Source organism: Noviherbaspirillum galbum, from assembly GCF_010974945.1.
GTDB classification, from domain to species: Bacteria; Pseudomonadota; Gammaproteobacteria; order Burkholderiales; family Burkholderiaceae_D; genus Noviherbaspirillum; species Noviherbaspirillum galbum.
The window spans coordinates 69440-86222 of the sequence record NZ_JAAIVB010000021.1; the positions used below are offsets into that span (position 1 = coordinate 69440).

12 protein-coding genes and 1 tRNA gene are annotated in these 16783 nt (G+C 63.7%); 6 read left to right on the top strand and 7 right to left on the bottom strand.

Annotation, left to right across the window (positions count from 1 at the left end; genetic code table 11):
* Positions 1 to 18 precede the first annotated feature (18 nt).
* The 5 genes from dnaG to G3574_RS07320 all read left to right on the top strand — a co-directional run bounded on the left by dnaG (position 19) and on the right by G3574_RS07320 (position 8365).
* Positions 19 to 1812, top strand: a complete 1794-nt coding sequence (dnaG, locus tag G3574_RS07300; protein ID WP_163961534.1) for a DNA primase — start codon at positions 19 to 21, stop codon at positions 1810 to 1812.
* A 284-nt stretch (positions 1813 to 2096) separates the two neighbouring features.
* Positions 2097 to 4592 (top strand): RNA polymerase sigma factor RpoD, encoded by a 2496-nt coding sequence (gene rpoD, locus G3574_RS07305; protein WP_163961536.1) that lies wholly within the window; start codon positions 2097 to 2099, stop codon positions 4590 to 4592.
* An 87-nt stretch (positions 4593 to 4679) separates the two neighbouring features.
* Positions 4680 to 4758 (top strand) — tRNA-Ile (locus G3574_RS07310).
* 182 nt (positions 4759 to 4940) lie between these two features.
* Complete coding sequence (locus G3574_RS07315) at positions 4941 to 7292, top strand: YHYH protein (protein ID WP_163961538.1); 2352 nt, start codon at positions 4941 to 4943, stop codon at positions 7290 to 7292.
* Entirely contained in the window at positions 7289 to 8365 is a 1077-nt protein-coding gene (locus tag G3574_RS07320) for a HupE/UreJ family protein (RefSeq protein ID WP_163961540.1), read from the top strand. Before G3574_RS07315 ends, G3574_RS07320 begins: the two co-directional genes overlap by 4 nt.
* Before the next feature lie 59 nt (positions 8366 to 8424).
* Here the strand turns inward: G3574_RS07320 and G3574_RS07325 are convergent, their stop codons facing one another.
* Entirely contained in the window at positions 8425 to 9117 is a 693-nt protein-coding gene (locus G3574_RS07325) for an endonuclease III domain-containing protein (RefSeq protein WP_163961542.1), read from the bottom strand.
* A 118-nt stretch (positions 9118 to 9235) separates the two neighbouring features.
* On the bottom strand, positions 9236 to 9430 hold the full coding sequence (locus G3574_RS07330) for a hypothetical protein (RefSeq protein ID WP_163961544.1): 195 nt from the start codon (positions 9428 to 9430) through the stop codon (positions 9236 to 9238).
* Between the two features lie 498 nt (positions 9431 to 9928).
* On the opposite strand from G3574_RS07330, the gene G3574_RS07335 reads away from it, so the two are divergent.
* Positions 9929 to 11362, top strand: coding sequence for a DEAD/DEAH box helicase (locus tag G3574_RS07335; protein ID WP_163961546.1), 1434 nt, complete (start codon positions 9929 to 9931; stop codon positions 11360 to 11362).
* An 87-nt stretch (positions 11363 to 11449) separates the two neighbouring features.
* On the opposite strand, the gene gluQRS is transcribed toward G3574_RS07335, so the two are convergent.
* The 5 genes from gluQRS to G3574_RS07360 form a co-directional block, all read right to left on the bottom strand.
* Positions 11450 to 12325, bottom strand: a complete 876-nt coding sequence (gene gluQRS / locus G3574_RS07340) for a tRNA glutamyl-Q(34) synthetase GluQRS (protein ID WP_163961548.1) — start codon at positions 12323 to 12325, stop codon at positions 11450 to 11452.
* Between the two features lie 133 nt (positions 12326 to 12458).
* The gene (locus G3574_RS07345; RefSeq protein WP_163961550.1) at positions 12459 to 13202 is read right to left on the bottom strand and encodes a class I SAM-dependent methyltransferase; all 744 of its coding nucleotides are present in this window, start codon (positions 13200 to 13202) and stop codon (positions 12459 to 12461) included.
* Between the two features lie 40 nt (positions 13203 to 13242).
* Positions 13243 to 13581 (bottom strand): DMT family transporter, encoded by a 339-nt coding sequence (locus G3574_RS07350; protein WP_163961552.1) that lies wholly within the window; start codon positions 13579 to 13581, stop codon positions 13243 to 13245.
* Positions 13578 to 14507, bottom strand: a complete 930-nt coding sequence (locus G3574_RS07355; RefSeq protein WP_163961553.1) for a glycosyltransferase family 2 protein — start codon at positions 14505 to 14507, stop codon at positions 13578 to 13580. Before G3574_RS07355 ends, G3574_RS07350 begins: the two co-directional genes overlap by 4 nt.
* Positions 14508 to 14538: 31 nt before the next feature.
* Entirely contained in the window at positions 14539 to 16782 is a 2244-nt protein-coding gene (locus G3574_RS07360; protein WP_163961555.1) for a hypothetical protein, read from the bottom strand.
* Position 16783 lies beyond the last annotated feature (1 nt).

The window sequence follows — 16783 nt, forward strand, 5'->3', positions numbered from 1 at the left end:
GGACAACCGTTCAACGCCGTGATTCCACAGACTTTCATCCAGGATCTGCTCAACCGTGTCGACATCGTCGACGTGGTCGGCCGCTACGTCCAGCTGAAAAAGGGCGGCGCGAACTACATGGGCCTGTGCCCTTTCCACAACGAAAAATCTCCCAGCTTCACCGTCAGTCCAACCAAGCAGTTCTACCACTGCTTCGGTTGCGGCGCGCATGGCACCGCCATCGGCTTCCTCATCGAGTATTCCGGCCTGAATTTCGTCGAGGCGGTCAAGGACCTCGCCCAGGGCGTGGGCATGGTCGTGCCGGACGACGACAGGCTGCCGCCCGCCCAGCGGGCCGAGGTCCAGGCAAAGAGCCTCGCGCTGTCCGAAGTGATGAGCAGGGCGGGCGAATTCTACAAGCAGGAACTGCGCACCGCGCCGCAAGCGATCGCCTATCTCAAGAAGCGCGGGCTCACGGGCGAGATCGCCGCGCGCTTCGGCATCGGCTATGCGCCATCCGGCTGGGATGGCTTGCGCAAGGTGTTCGATCGCTACGATGCATCCGAACTGGTCGAGGCCGGTCTCCTGATCGACCGCAGCGATGAGGAGGGCGGCAGTGGCAAGCGCTATGACCGCTTCCGCGACCGCATCATGTTTCCCATCCGGAACATCAAGGGGCAGACCATTGGTTTCGGCGGCCGCGTGCTGGAGACCGGCGAACCGAAATATCTCAACTCGCCGGAAACTCCCCTGTTTCAAAAAGGTCAGGAATTGTACGGCTTGTTTGAGGCGCGTCAGGTCATCCGGGAGGCCGGCTACGTGCTCGTGACCGAAGGCTACATGGATGTGGTTGCCCTGGCCCAGCTTGGTTTCCCGCAGGCAGTTGCGACGCTCGGGACGGCGTGCACCCCGACCCACGTGCAAAAGCTGCTGCGCCAGACCGACCACGTGATCTTCAGCTTCGACGGCGATGCCGCCGGCCGCCGCGCCGCGCGCCGGGCGCTCGAGGCCTGCCTGCCGCACGCCGGCGACGACAAGACCTTGAAGTTTCTGTTTCTGCCGCCAGAGCATGATCCGGACAGCTACGTCCGCGAGTTCGGCGCGCAAGCATTCGAGCAGCAGGTGCGCGACGCCATGCCGTTGTCGCAGTTCCTGTTGCGGGAAGTGACCCAGGACAACGACCTGGCGACCTCGGAAGGGCGGGCGAGAACCCAATTTGACGCCAAGCCGCTGTTGCAAGCCATGCCGCCCTCGGCGCTACGCCTGCAGATCGTGCGAAGCCTGGCGCAGGTGACACAGACCACCGCGTCCGAGATCGAGGCCCTTTTCGAGCTGTCGCAGCCGGTCGCGCGCGTTCGCGTTGCGCCGCCCAAGGCCAAGCGAACCGCGCCGATGGGCCTGGAGCGCCAGATGATCCGCCTGCTCGTGACCTATCCCCAGCTGGCGGCCATGCTGGACCACGAAGCCCTGTCCGCCGCGGAGCAGCTGGCCCCGGACAATGCGGAAATGCTGAAGCAGCTGGTCCAGGCCTGCGTCGCCCTTGGCGAGAATGCCAATTTCGCTGCCCTGGCCGAACAGCTTCGCACCCAAAACGCCGATTTTGACCCGCTGATCGCGGAAATTGCTGCGGAAAGCGACGCCGACCCCGAAGCTGCGCGCCTCGAACTTGCCGGCGCGGTCAGGCAGACTAAAATGCAAGTTGTCAAAGCGGAAATGGACCGCCTCGCCGCCGGCGGGCTTGCGACGGACGAGATGCGGCAGCGTTACCGGGAGTTAATGCAAAGGCAGGAGCAACTACGGCGTCAGGCGGAGGTCGAAACCCTACCGAAATGACCTGAGGAGTGAGGGGTTTGCAACGGTTTGGCTGGAGAAATGTTGCTCTCTGTGGTAGAATTTAAAGCTTTTGATTCAAGGTCTTAGCTTCACTGTCGGCGCGGCCGAACCGACCGGGAACCATGCGGAGGCATGTAAAAACTGGTTGCAGAACGGCGTCGGAACAGAGGTGAGGGCAGGGCTGAAAACATTGTCGCGCGGGCGAATGCCGGGCCGGAAAAGCACAAGGCTCCACAACGCGTACTTCACTCGGCGCACGAGAGCATCCATTTGGTATTCGAACCATGGCAAACGCAATGAAAAAACCCGCGAAAACGACTGTTACCGCAAAAAAAGCCCCCGAAGCTGCAACTAAACCCGCCTCGGGCAAGTCGATGGCAAAGCCTGCCGTGAAGACCAACGCCGCTCAGGCCGAAAGCAAGGCGAAAACGCCAAGCAAGGCAGTAACCAAGACCGCTGCCCCGGCAGCACCGAAAAAGGCGCCCGCAGCGCCTGCGTCCAAGGAACAATCTTCATCCCGAGCCGACGGCAAGGCGGCTCCCGAGAAACTGAAAGCACCCGTGACGAACAAGAATCCTGAATCGAAGAGCGCCGCCAAAGCTGCCAAGTCTGCCAAGGCCGAAACCAAAACCGAATCCAAGGTCATGGCGGTGAGCCAGACCACCGACGCCGAGGCGCTGGCGGCCATCGACACCTCGGGCTATGTCCTGCCCACGGTCAAGGTGCCAGGCCGCCGCGGCCGCAAGCCCAAGGATTTTCAGCCCGAGAACGACGAAGTCGCCGCGCTGAATGCCGTCGAGCGCGCCGAGCTCAAGGCCGCCGACAAGGCGCGCGTCAAGGACCGCAAGGCCAAGGAAAAGGCATTGCTGAAAGACGCCTTCGCTTCCGATACCGAGGCAAGCGAGGAAGAACTCGAGCACCGCCGCCAGAAGCTCAAGACCCTGATCAAGCTCGGCAAGGACCGCGGCTTCCTGACCTATTCCGAGATCAACGACCACCTGCCGGACAACATCGTCGATCCCGAAGCCATCGATGGCATCATCGGTACCTTCAACGACATGGGCATCGCCGTCTACGAGCAGGCGCCCGATGCCGAGACACTGCTGCTGTCCGACAGCGTCGCGACCGTCGCCAGCGATGAAGACGCCGAAGCCGCCGCCGAAGCTGCCTTGTCCACCGTCGATTCCGATTTCGGCCGCACCACCGATCCGGTCCGCATGTACATGCGCGAGATGGGTTCGGTCGAGCTGCTGACCCGCGAAGGCGAAATCGAGATCGCCAAGCGCATCGAAGAAGGCCTCAAGGACATGATCCAGGCGATCTCCGCCTGCCCGACCACGATCGCCGAAATCCTCGCCGCTTCCGACCGCATCGAGAAGGATGAAATCAAGGTCGACGAGATCGTCGACGGCCTGGTCGATCCGAACGCCGTCGAGGAAAACGTTGCGCCGCCGGTCGCCGCTGCCGCGTCCGACGATGACGAGGAAGAGGAAGAAGACGCCGAGGAAGACGAAGAGGAAGAGTCCAGCGGCGGCGCCGCGGCCGGCTTCTCCGCCGAGCAGCTCGAGCAGCTCAAGCGCGATTCCCTCGGCAAGTTCGGTGAGATCCGCAACCAGTTCGACAAGATGCGCAAGGCGTTCGAGAAGGAAGGCTACAACTCCAAGCCTTACGTCAAGGCGCAGGAGACCATCTCCAACGAACTGCTGTCCATCCGCTTCACCGCGAAGTTCGTCGAAAAGCTGTGCGACACCCTGCGTGGCCAGGTCGATGAAGTGCGCCATATCGAAAAGCAGATCCTCGACGTGGCAGTGAACCGCTGCGGCATGCCGCGCGCTCATTTCATCAAGGTCTTCCCGGGCAATGAAACCAACCTCGACTGGATCGACGGCGAAGTCTCCGCGAACCACTCGTACAGCGCGGTACTGGGACGCAACGCGCCCGCCATCAAGGAACTGCAGCAGAAGCTGATCGACCTGCAGGCACGCGTCGTGCTGCCGCTGCCCGACCTGCGCAACATCAACAAGAAGATGGCTGCCGGCGAAATGAAGGCCCGCAAGGCCAAGCGCGAAATGACCGAGGCCAACCTGCGCCTGGTGATTTCGATCGCGAAGAAATACACCAACCGCGGCCTGCAGTTCCTCGACTTGATCCAGGAAGGCAACATCGGCCTGATGAAGGCGGTGGACAAGTTCGAATATCGACGCGGCTACAAGTTTTCCACGTATGCCACCTGGTGGATCCGCCAAGCCATCACGCGTTCGATCGCCGACCAGGCGCGCACCATCCGTATCCCGGTGCACATGATCGAGACGATCAACAAGATGAACCGCATCTCCCGCCAGATCCTGCAGGAGACCGGCGCGGAACCCGATCCGGCTACCCTCGCGATCAAGATGGAAATGCCCGAGGACAAGATCCGCAAAATCATGAAGATCGCGAAGGAACCGATCTCCATGGAAACGCCGATCGGCGACGACGACGATTCCCATCTTGGCGATTTTATCGAAGACAACAACACGCTGGCACCCGCGGACGCGGCCCTGCATGCCTCGATGCGCGGCGTTGTCAAGGACGTGCTCGATTCCCTGACGCCACGCGAAGCCAAGGTGCTGCGCATGCGCTTCGGCATCGAGATGTCGACCGATCACACGCTGGAGGAAGTGGGCAAGCAGTTCGACGTAACGCGCGAGCGTATCCGCCAGATCGAAGCCAAGGCACTGCGCAAGCTGCGCCATCCTTCCCGCTCCGACAAGCTGAAGAGCTTCCTGGAAGGCAGTTGATCGCTTTTCAGGCGAACTTGAGGACCACCATCGCGGCGATACTTGCTATGATGGAACAAGGCGGGCACGCCCGTCACCGATAACAACGGGCCTCTAGCTCATGCTTGGTTAGAGCAGCGGACTCATAATCCGTTGGTGCGCGGTTCGACTCCGCGGAGGCCTACCAGTCATCATTCAGGGGGACGACATGCGTCGTTCCCCTGAATGCGTTTACGCCCTCTCTTTACTTATCCCTTGCGCACCGCATTCCGCCAAACCCTCCAGCGCATTGCACAATAAAGATTCGTCAAAACTTTCCTGCTTTCATGATTAAATTGATTTACATCAAGAAAGATCAAGGGGAAGGTCATGGGCCACGCACTCAGGCATGCAGCTTCGGCAGCAATTGCGATCGGTGTACTGACAGGCTGCAGCGGCGGTGACGGCGCCAGGCTGGCCGGGACATCGACAGACAAGCAGCTTGCCCAATCGGCTGTGTATGCTGGCCAGCAAAGTACCTTCTTCTATTCCAAGAGGGCGAACTACAGCGTTTTCCGCTCCGGCAACGTCGTGACCGTCACCGACATTGTCGGCACCGAGGGAACCGTGACCTTGAATGGCGTTACCCGCTTGTATTTCAGCGACTCAGCCATTGCCTTCGACACCGATGGAATCGCCGGCCAGGTCTATCGCTTGTATCGGGCGGCATTCAACCGGCAGCCGGACGCCGTCGGCCTCGGTTTCCAGATCTCCGCCGCGGAAGTCTCCGGCCTGAGCTTGCTCCAGCTTGCGCAAAACTTCGCAGCAAGCCCGGAATACCAGCAGCTGTATGGCGCCAACAATACCAATTCGCAGTTCGTCACCCAGCTTTACATCAACACCCTCCATCGCAGCCCCGATGATGCCGGCCTGGCATTTCACATCAAGAATCTGGAGACCGGCATCGTCACGCGCGCGTCGCTTCTCTACGGATTTTCGGAGTCGCCGGAAAACAAGCAGCAGGTGGCCTCCGAAATCGCAAGCGGCATCGCCTACACCTCCTGGAACGTCAGCGCCCCCGCAACCGTCCCGGGCGCGCCGGTACTTGGCAGCGTCGCGCCTGGCAGCGGCCTCGCAACCTTGAGCTTCACGGCGCCCAGCTTCGACGGCGGCTCGGCAATCACGAACTATGCTGCCAGCTGCACTTCCGGAACCCTGGTACAGAGCGCCAATGGCACGGCGAGCCCGATCGTCGTAAAAAACCTAAGCAACGGAACGGCGTACTCATGCAGCGTCAAGGCGACGAATGCCATTGGCGTGGGCAGCGCGTCTGCGGCAGTGGCGGTCACGCCATCCGCAACCCCGGCCGCAACCGCGCCCGGTGCGCCTTCCATCACCTCTGCAATGCCCGGCAACGGCTCGGTCACATTAAGCTTCACCGCTCCGGCTTCCGATGGCGGCAGCGGCATCACGGGCTACAGTGCCTCGTGCGCCGCCGGAACCGCCACGCCAGTCACCGTTGCCGGAACGGCAAGTCCATTGACAGTGCCGGGCCTCACCAACGGGCTGGCGTATGCCTGCAGCATCAAGGCCGGCAACGCGGTAGGCCAGGGCATTGCCTCTGCCACCTCGACCGTCACGCCCTCTTCCAGCGTCGCCGGCGGCACCGCGCCTGGCGCGCCGACGCTGGTCACCGCGATCGCAGGACCAGGCACGGTCACACTGGGCTTCAATCCGCCGTCATCGACAGGGGATTCCGCCATTACCGGCTACACCGCCACCTGCAGCGCAACCACCGGCACCACGACCGCGGCAGGCAGCGTCAGTCCCTTGTCCGTCACGGGGCTCAGCAATGGCACGACCTACAGCTGCAGCGTCAAGGCCGCCAATTCGGCTGGAACGGGAACCGCATCCGGCGTGCTGACCGCCATGCCGGTCACGACCGGCACGCTGACCGGACACCTCTACTGCCCCTACAGCGCAAGCGTGTCCATGCCGGCACTGAACCTGACGAGTACGGTCACGATGAGCTGTACAGGCATGATGCGCGACATGACCGCGAACGGCGTACCGGACCATGTCACCGGCACCTTCCCGAACGCCAACAATCCGAACAAGATCGGGGCTGTCTCGGTGAAGTTCGGCAGCCCGCTCAATCCTGCCGTCGTCAGCACGACAGGCACGGCTCTCGCACACATCGTCGGGTTCGCCAACAATGGCATCAAGTTCGATCCGGCCACTGCGGAGTCATATCAGAACGCCGGCAAGTGGAACATCGAGGCGCTCGGCCAGACCTACATGAACCTCGGAACCGATTCGAGCAACGCGCACGTGCAGCCGGACGGTTCCTACCACTACCACGGCATTCCCGAGGGCTACGTCAACAAGCTCAATGCCAGCCCCTCCACGCAGATGACGATGCTGGGCTTCGCCAACGACGGTTTCCCGATCTACGCGCGCTACGGCTACGTGACGGCGAACAGCATGAGCAGCGGACTGAAGGTGATCAAGTCGAGCTACCGCCTCAAGGCCACGCCGGATTCCGGCCGGCCGTCGACGTCCATCGTCCCGCTCGGCACCTTCACCCAGGACTACGAGTACGTCGCCGGACTCGGCGACCTCGACGAATGCAATGGCCGTGTCGGCGTGACGCCCGAGTTCCCCGCCGGGATCTATCATTACTTCGTGACCGATACCTACCCCTACATCCAGCGCTGCATCAAGGGCACGGCAGCGCCATGAAGTGGGTTCGCCTGCTTGCCGCGCTGCTGTCGCTCGCCGCCGGCAATGCGCAGGCGCACCTGATGCCGGCCGGTCACGGCGGGCTGCGCGTCGACGAGGCGGAAGTGATGTCCGTCGTCTCGATCCCCGTCGCCGTGCTGAGCGGCTGGGACGATGACGGCAACGGCTTGCTTTCCCTCGCCGAGCTGAATACCCACCGCAGCGCGCTCGACAGGCAGCTCGCGCAACGGTTTCGCCTGTTCGATGGCGACGCGCCCGAGCGCATCATTTTCCAGGATCTCCTGTTTTCCGACGTGCGCAATGAGGCGCTGACGGGCACCGACCACCTCATCCTCATGCGCCGCAGCCAGTGGAATGAAAAGATCCACCAGCTGCGCGTGCAAGCCGATCTCTTCGCCAAGGCAGGTCCGGAACGCGAGCTGATGCTGAGCGCCGCGCGGGCCGGCACGACGGAGATGACGATCCTTCGCGCGGATCGTCCGGGTCATCGCTTCTTCCGCGATGCGATGGCGGTATTCGGGGATGCGGTGCGCAACGGCGCCGAACATATCCTGCTTGGTTACGACCACCTGCTGTTCCTGCTCACGCTCCTCGTTGCCGGGACCGGATGGCGGTATTGGCTCGCCACGATCACCGCGTTCACCGTCGCCCACAGCGTCACGCTCGCGCTCGCGGCGACCGGCATGCTGACTTTGCCTGGCGTCGTCGTCGAGCCCCTGATCGCCCTGAGCATCGTGGTCGTCGCGATCGGCAACCTGTTCCGGGTCGGCGTGGAACGGCGTCAACGCACCTGGCTGATATTTGCCTGCGGCCTGCTGCACGGCCTTGGCATCGCCTCCGCGCTGGACCTGGTCGGACTCGAAGGAACAGGCAAGTCGCTGACGCTCGCCGGCTTCAATGTCGGTGTCGAGATCGGCCAGCTTGGCGTGGCTGCATGCGCGCTGACCCTCCTCGCCGTCGTGCGGCGCCATGGCAGCGCGTCGATGCAAGAGATGGCGGCGCGCGCCTGTTCCGTGTTCGCGGCGCTTGCAGGAATGGGCTGGTTCATCGCGCGGGTTGCGCACGCGGGATAAGCGCATGGGAACGGACTGCGCGGTCGCCGTGTCCGGCAGTGATGAAATGGGTGGCGCCGCTAGCGGTGTGAGGTCACCCCGACCTGCTGGCACATGTCGAGTACCGGACACGTCGAGCAATGCGGCAGCTTGCCGGTGCAGATGTGTTTTCCGAACGGGACGAGCAGGCGGTTGATCTCTATCCAGTATTGCGGCGGCAGCTTCGCTTCGAGCACGGCCAGGGTCTTCTCCGGCGTAGCCGCCTGGACGTAGCCCCAGCGCGATGTCACGCGATGCACATGGATGTCGACGCTGATGAAAGGCGCGCCGCAGGCAATGCCGAGGACGAGGTTCGCGCACTTCGGGCCGACGCCCGCGAACGACATCAGGACGTCGCGCTCCCCAGGCAGCTCCCCGCCGAATTCGTCGAGGACGCGATGGGCGATGGCCAGGATCTGCCCCGCCTTGCGCTCGTGGAACGTGCTTGGGCTGATCAGTGCGTCCAGATCCCGCTCGCTCAAGGCAATCATGTCCGCCGGCGTACGCGCCCGCTCGAACAGCTTGCGCGACACGGGCAAGGTCACTTCGTCATAGGTGCGGATTGAAATGATGCAGGCGACCAGCTGTTCGAACGTGGAGCCGTAGCCTTCCTCCGCCAGCTGGAACAGCGCCGCCTTGGGCCAGGGCCGGATGGCGGCATCGATGCGGTCGAACGCCGTGCCGATGTCGAACGGCAGCTTGTCGCGGCGGCTTGTCTGCGCTTGCTTGTCCATGGTGCCTGACATCGTAGTACGTTCCGCCGGGCCTGCGGAGAGGCGTGCGGACGGGCTTTGCTGGCGCGCAAAGCCTGCCGCCGCGAATGCGCGCCAGGGCAAGCTGGTAACGATGGCATCAATGGCTCATCGGAAACGCGAGCACGTCTTCGCCCATCTCGCGGAGGCGCCGCGATTCTTCCTCCTGCCACGCGCGGTAATATTGCCGCTTGATGACGATGACGGTCCATGGATGAGGCAGGGGCGCCCACACTTTGTTCTTTTCCTGCGTCGATAGCTTGCGATGAAATTGAGGAGTGAAATCGAGTGGCATGCTAGCTTCTCCTTGCTGTCCGGCGGGACGCGTATTGCTGCGGCTTGTCGCATGGATAGAGTCTAGGAGGCCGCTATCGCAGGGAGAACGAAGGCTTTCGCGCTTGCATATGCGATCGCTTCCGAATGGCGCCAAGTGCTTGTCCGGCAGGCAAGGGCTTGCAGCGAGCGCGCGGTTGGCAAACCTTGCTTCGCTCCGCAAACAAGTGCCGCCTTACCTTGTCATATCTGTCATCGCGCTGCAAGGACGGCGCGGTAAAGTCTGCGGAACATCACTTTTTCAATATGCTTTTCCATGAAGCGTATAATGAAAGGTTGTGCTGCGCGATGATCGCACTGCCATCAGCCAACGATATCTTTCGCGCAATCCATGCGGATTCCGGTACACGCTCCCGTAGTCCGCCGTCAATGAACGAAGCGCGGCGCCGCCAGCATGCATGTCCCCCGGGCAAGCTTCCCGGCAGCGTCTAGAGCCCCTGCGCGGGCACAACGAAAGCATATGTCTGATTCTCTGATAGCACCCCAGTCTCAATCTTCATCATCGGCCGTCCGTTTCGAGGACTTCGGCCTGTCGCCCGACATCCTGCGCGCGCTGTCCGACCAGGGCTACGTCAACCCGACGCCGATCCAGGCGCAGGCGATCCCCATCGTCCTGCAGGGCCGCGACGTCATGGGCGCGGCCCAGACCGGCACCGGCAAGACCGCCGGCTTTTCCCTTCCGATCATCCAACTGCTGCTGGCTCACGCCAACACCAGCGCCTCGCCCGCCCGCCATCCGGTGCGTGCCCTGATCCTCACGCCGACCCGCGAGCTGGCCGACCAGGTGGCGGACAATGTGAAGGCCTACTCTCGCCATACCCCAGTGCGCGCCACGGTCGTCTTCGGCGGCGTGGACATGGCGCCGCAAACCGCCGCCCTGCGCGGCGGCGTGGAAATCGTCATCGCCACGCCTGGCCGCCTGCTCGACCACGTGCAGCAGAAGACCGTGAACTTGTCGCAGACCCAGATCCTGGTGATGGACGAGGCGGACCGCATGCTCGACATGGGCTTCCTGCCCGACCTGCAGCGCATCATCAACCTGCTGCCGAAAGAGCGGCAGAACCTGATGTTTTCGGCAACCTTCTCGCCGGAAATCAAGAAGCTGGCCAACAGCTTCCTCAGGAATCCGGTCACGATCGAGGTGGCGCGCAGCAATGCCACGGCCGACAACGTGACGCAGGTGCTGTACAAGGTCGAGGAGGAAGCCAAGCGCGACGCGGTTGCCCACATCATCCGCGAGCGTAACCTGAAGCAGGTCATCGTCTTCTCGAACACCAAGATCGGCGCATCGCGCCTGTCGCGCCACCTCGAAAAGGACGGCATCAAGGCGTCGGCCATCCACGGCGACAAGACCCAGGGCGAACGCATGGCGGCGCTGGAAGCCTTCAAGCAAGGCCCGGTGGAAGTGCTGGTGGCGACCGATGTCGCGGCGCGCGGCCTGGACATCGCCGAACTGCCCTGCGTGATCAACTACGACCTGCCGTACAACGCCGAGGACTATGTGCACCGGATCGGCCGCACCGGCCGTGCCGGCGCGTCGGGCGATGCGATCTCCCTGTATTCCGACAAGGATGCGCGCCTGCTGGCCGACATCGAAAAGCTGATCAAGCAAAAGATCACCCGCCTGGAACTCACCGGATTCGTGCCGGCGCGCGGCGAACGCCGTCCCCGCCATGACGACCACGAAGACCGCCCGGCGCCGAGCCGCAGCGCCTATGGCCGGGGCAGCCATACATCGCATCCGCCGCGCAAGGAAAAGGTCGATCCCTGGTTCCTCAAGCCGTATGAGCCCGCGCCGCCGAGCCCGCAATCGGAAGAGCCGCTCGACGGTCATCCGGCCAAGCCGGCCAAGCAAAAGGTGGCCGCCCTGCTGGGCGGCGGGCCGAAGCGCTGAGCCAAGCCAGCCTCAAAAAACAACAAAGGCCCCGCGAAGGGGCCTTTTTCGTTGCCGGACATGCCGGCGCATGAAAGGACTCAGGGTTCAGGGCGCGGCGAAGCGCTGCGCCCACTGCGCGGTGGCCTCTTTCCAGAAACCTTCCACGGTGTCCGGCATGGGCATGTCGAGCTGCAGGAAACTGGCCGCGTCCATCAGTTCTTCCAGCGGCCGGGACACGTCCAGGGGCAATGCGCCGGTCTGCTTCGACAATTTCTCGCCCCGGGTGTTGGTTACCACCGGAACGTGCATGTAGCGCGGGGTCGAGTAATCCAGAAGCTGCTGCAGGTAGATCTGGCGCGGCGTGGAATCGATGAGGTCGGCGCCGCGCACCACGTCGGTCACGCCCTGGTCTGCATCGTCGACCACCACGGCAAGCTGGTAGGCCCAGAAGCCGTCGGCCCGCTTCAGGACGAAGTCGCCCACATCCGTGGCAAGCTGCTGGACGACCCTGCCCATCCAGCGATCTTCGAAATATTGCATGTCCTTGCCCGCCTCGGGCACGCGGACGCGCCATGCGCGTGCCGTCTTGCCGGGGGCCAGGCCGCCGCGGCAGGTGCCGGGATACACCAGCGCGCCGTCGCTGCCCGGACCGACCGTGGAATCGGCGATCTCGCTCCGGGTGCAGCCGCAAGGATAGACGTGGGCGCCAAGCCGCTCGAAGGCCGCCTGGTAAAGCGGCTTGCGGGCGCTTTGCCACACCACCTCGCCATCCCATTGCATGCTGAAGGCTTGCAGGCATTGCAGGATGGATTGCGCGGCGTCCGGCACGGTGCGCGCTTCGTCGATGTCTTCCATGCGAACCAGCCACTGGCCGTGATGGGCCTTGGCGTCGAGGTAGCTCGCCATGGCCGCGACGAGCGAGCCCTTGTGCAAGGGGCCGGTGGGGGAGGGCGCGAAACGGCCAGTGTAATTCGTAGTCATCCCTGAATTATGCCCTGATTAAAAATCCTCAGGCGCAATGAATACGAATAAACAACGCGTCCGGCGGCAAGCCGCCTGTCGATCAGCCGCCCCTCGGCAGCCGGGCTTGCCCGGCCCGCCGCGGCGTCCGAATTCAGGCCGCGCCGTCCAGGTTTGCGTGCTGCGCGCATCGGTCCAGCTTGGGTTCGCGGCACTCGTAGAACTGGTAAAGCGAGAGCGGCTTGGCGAGCCCGAAGGCGCTGCTCCTGACGTCGGCAAAGAAGAATTCCAGGACTTCGCGGATTTCGCGCGCGGAATTCACATGTTCATGCTTCATCAGCAAGCCATAGTCCAGGCCGTATTTCATCCGGAATTCCAGCCCGGTGGTGCATTTCCAGCCCAGCGCCCAGAGCACCGTGCCTTCGCTGGGAATCGCCGCGCGCAAGCTGCCGCCCTTCGCAAGCAGCAATCCGCAGCGGGCGACCAGTTCGGGCAGGTTGAGGATATGTTCGAAGGTGGCGACCGAGGTGATGCGGTCGTATCGCTCGGATTCCGGCACCTGGGCGATATCGCCGTAGACGTGGCGCACCCTCGCCAGCCGCGGGGAGCCCGCGTAGAGGCTGGTGAAGGGTTCGACGATGTCGTAGGGCCCGACTTCCGGCTCGTGCTGCAGCTGGTTCAGGGTGCCCGCGCCGACTTCCAGCGTGGACAGCGGCCGGCCAGGCGGCCGGGCGATGTCCGCCGCCACCTTGCGGTGCATCCAGGCTTCGAGGCGCTGCGCCATCGATGCCGCGGTGGTATCGCCATCGCGATTTGACTTGTAGTGCGTCGAGTAGATTTCCTCTATCTCGCGCGGCAGCGGCGGGCGCGTTTTGGGAAAGTGCTCGAATGGATGCATGCCGGCTTTCTTCATGAGCGTTGACTCCCGAGGGTTGTTGTCAGCTTCTGGATAACATCACGATGCCAAAAAAGATGAGCGCGATGCCCGCGATCTTTCCAGGCCCGAAGGCTTCGCCGAGCAGCCAGGAACTGGCGATCGAAACGAGGATGAACACGCCGCCCGCCATCACCGGCGAGGCGACCGAAAGCGGATTGGCCGCATAGACGCGCACCATCAGGATGAAGGCCAGGCCATACATGGCGAGCGCGCTGATCAGCCAGGGCGAGAGCCAGGCGGCCCAGCCCTGGCCGGCCTGCACCGTGCCCGCCTGCTTGGAAGCGAGCTGGGCGCCTACGTTGAGGCAGATGGCGATCAGGGCGAGGAGGGGTTCTTTCATTGTGGCGGCTTTCTGTTCGGCTTGGTGAGGTAAGGCGGCCGGGCCTTGATTTCGTCGTACAGGCGGGCGAGGTAATGGCCGATGATGCCGAGGCTGATCATGATGGCGCCGCCGATGACGATGATCAGCAGGTTGACGGTGGTGAAGCCGCCGATCGCCCTGCCTTCGAACCAGTTGAGCAGGCTGAGGAAGCCGATGACGGCGCCCAGGGCCAGGATCGCCGCGCCGACGTAGGTGATCAGCTTGAGCGGTACGCTGGAGAAGCTCGTCAGGTTGTCGATCGCATACCGCAGCAGCTTGGCCTTGCTCCACTGGCTCGTGCCGCCGGCCCGGGCCGCGACCGTGAACGGAATCTGGACGCTGGGATAATTCGCCCAGCCGATCAGTCCGCGGAAGAAGCGGTGCTTCTCGGGGAAGGCAAGATAGGTGTCGACGACTTCCCGGTCCAGCAGCTTGAAGTCCGAATGATTGCGGATGTCCAGTCCGGCGAAGCGCGAGAAAAGCGCATAGAAGGCGTTTGCGAAGAAGCCATCCTGCAGCGCCTCTTCCCCGCGGTCGCTCTTCACCGCGTCGACCACGCACAAGCCTTTGCGCCAGAATTCGACCATCTGGGGAATGAGCTCCGGCGGATGCTGGAGGTCGCAGTCGAGGACGACGACCGCGTCGCCCTTGGCATGCGCCAGGCCGGCGTGGATGGCGGCTTCCTTGCCGAAATTGCGCGTGAAGAAGACCGGCCTGACCCGCGGGTCGCGCGCGGCGGCGCGCTCGATCTCGGCCGCGCTGTTGTCCCTCGAGCCATCGTCCACGGCGATGAGTTCGAGTTCGTAGCCCGCGCCCTCCGCGGCGCGCAGGATCTGCCCGATGTTGTCATGCACCATCGCCCCTTCGTTGAAGACGGGGATGACGAGACTGATTATTGGCGGCACGGATGACATTGCATTCGCATGATTCTGTTGGTTAGTTGTTTTGTCCATTGCAGGCCACGGCTGGATTGCTGCCCTTGCGCATCGTCGCCAGGTCGAACGACATGACGGTGAAGACCATCGAGCGCGGATCGCCCGGTGCGACGATCGGCGGCGACTGGCTGGCGAAATCGATGCGGCGCACCTCGCGCGGGTCCATGTGCAGGAGCGCGGACACCCGTTGCGGCGCCATGCCGCCCGCGACTTCCCGCTGCATTTCCTTGCCACTGATCCGCATCGGGCCGGTGGGCGCGACGACGTCGAACGCGATGCAGGCGGTCATGGGTTCGTCGCCGGGGTTGCGCAACTCCATGAATGCATGCTTCTTCGACCAGTGGAAACGGATGCCGTCGGGCCGGCGCTCTTCGGCGTAGAAACCGTCCAGCCAGTTCGCGTTGACCTTCGGCCCGATCAGCAGGTCCGCGCGCCGAGCGAATTCGGCCTGGCCGAGCTGGCTGCGGAGGGAGGCGGCCGCTTCGGCCAGGTCGAGCACGGCGTAGCGCGGATGTCCGACGTCAATCCGGCGCACGCCATCCACCGTCAGGGATTTCAGCAGCTGCTCGCCGCCGTCGGCATAACCCTTGCGGTCGATCCAGATGGCGCCGAAGCCGGAAAGAATCGCGGCGTCGACGAATTCCTTGCCCTTCAGCTCGCCCATCGTGTCCTGCCAGGCGCGGTGCGGAAGCGAGAACGACGGCCAGCTCCACTTCAGCGACGTGGACCACAGGTAGGGGCGCACGTGGTCATAGGAATCCATCTCGTGCTGGTGGTAGTTGATCGGGTAGCCGAAGAACGGCAATTGCAGCAATGCGGTGCCCGGCGGCAGCGCGTGCTCCAAGGTGGCGACCGCCTGGCGTTCCGCCGCGGCTTCGCGTTCGCCCTGCCGCTGGGTGGCCGTGAGCACGACCGTGTCGAGCAATTGGTCATGCAGGCTGAAGACGACGAGCGCGGCGGCCGCGATGCCGCAAGCCATGGTCCTGACGTTGAGCCTGCCTTGCCCGAGTCCCGCCAGGCCGCGCGCGAAGCCCATGCTGAGGGCGACGATGCAGAAGAAGTCGAGGAAGACCACGAAGCGGTTGTAGGCGCGGATGTCCGGGGATACCAGCAGGTTGAAGACCGCGCCGAGGCCGCCGACGGTAATGAACAGGAAGGTCGCCAGGCTCAGGCCGGTGATGGCCCGCATGGGCTGCTCCACGGCGGACTTGCGGCTGGCGCGCAGCAGCGAAACCAAGATCAGGAGAAGCCCGAGCGCACCGTAGATGCCGAGGCGGGCGGAGGTGTTTTCGTTTTCGTCGGGGAAATTCGCGTTCAGGTCCTTTTCCGCCCAAGCGGCAAGGAAGGGAACCGGATTGGCTACCTGGGGCAGGATCATGCGCCGCAGCTTGACGCCATAGACTTCCGCCTCCGCCGGCAGCTTGTAGCTCATCTCCGGCGGCAGGCCATCCTTCTTCCAGCTTTGCAGGCCCGGGAAAAGATTGATCGCCGTGCAGATGGACAGCACCGCCACCGCCAGCACGGGGAGCTTGAGCTGGCGCAGGTCGCGGCCGCGGAAGCCGATCAGCGCGGCCAGGCAGAACAGCGCGGCCGCGAAGAAGCTGTAGTACACGTAATCGAAACCCTGGAGCACGCAGGCGGCCAGGCCGGCGACGACGGCCTGCCCCGGACGGCGGACGCCTTCGCCGCGCGACGCGATCACGACCGCCAGCAGGCACAGCAGGGGGACGACGTAGAACACGAGGTTGACGTGGGCGAGGTTGCGCATCAAGCCGTAGGGCAGGAAGGCGTACAGCACGCCGTTCGCCAGGGACAGCGCGGCCGGCAGCCTGAGCTGCCAGCTGGCGTAGGCCGCGCTCCAGCCGTTCATCACCAGGGTGAGCAGCCAGAAAGCATTCAGCAGCAGGCCCGGATCCTTGCTGAAAACCGACATGACCTTCATCAGCATCCAGTCTGTGCTGGTCTGCAGCGGGAAGGCGGCGCCCGGATAGGTGAATGGCGCCGACAGGTGGGTGATGGTGCCCGTCCAGCCATCCTGCAGCAATCCCTTGACGTACAACAGCTGCGACAGGGTGTCGCCGGCGTAGTTCAGGGGCGCACGCAGGTTGTAATGCAGCAGGTCCAGCCGCCACGTGATCAGGGACAGGATGACCGCCGCCAGGAAAAGCGCGGCAAGCGCGAAGCGCGCCAATTCGCCCGCGCCGCCCAGGCGGGTTTGCTTGTGAAGCGGTACGTCAAGGTTCATC

Excerpts from the sequence above, each read along its gene's own strand:
- rpoD (WP_163961536.1), top strand. The coding sequence starts at position 2,097 with ATGGCAAACGCAATGAAAAAACCCGCGAAAACGACTGTTACCGCAAAA.
- G3574_RS07315 (WP_163961538.1), top strand. The coding sequence starts at position 4,941 with ATGGGCCACGCACTCAGGCATGCAGCTTCGGCAGCAATTGCGATCGGT.
- G3574_RS07320 (WP_163961540.1), top strand. The coding sequence starts at position 7,289 with ATGAAGTGGGTTCGCCTGCTTGCCGCGCTGCTGTCGCTCGCCGCCGGC.
- G3574_RS07325 (WP_163961542.1), bottom strand. The coding sequence starts at position 9,117 with ATGGACAAGCAAGCGCAGACAAGCCGCCGCGACAAGCTGCCGTTCGAC.
- G3574_RS07330 (WP_163961544.1), bottom strand. The coding sequence starts at position 9,430 with ATGCCACTCGATTTCACTCCTCAATTTCATCGCAAGCTATCGACGCAG.
- G3574_RS07335 (WP_163961546.1), top strand. The coding sequence starts at position 9,929 with ATGTCTGATTCTCTGATAGCACCCCAGTCTCAATCTTCATCATCGGCC.
- gluQRS (WP_163961548.1), bottom strand. The coding sequence starts at position 12,325 with ATGACTACGAATTACACTGGCCGTTTCGCGCCCTCCCCCACCGGCCCC.
- G3574_RS07345 (WP_163961550.1), bottom strand. The coding sequence starts at position 13,202 with ATGCATCCATTCGAGCACTTTCCCAAAACGCGCCCGCCGCTGCCGCGC.
- G3574_RS07350 (WP_163961552.1), bottom strand. The coding sequence starts at position 13,581 with ATGAAAGAACCCCTCCTCGCCCTGATCGCCATCTGCCTCAACGTAGGC.
- G3574_RS07360 (WP_163961555.1), bottom strand. The coding sequence starts at position 16,782 with ATGAACCTTGACGTACCGCTTCACAAGCAAACCCGCCTGGGCGGCGCG.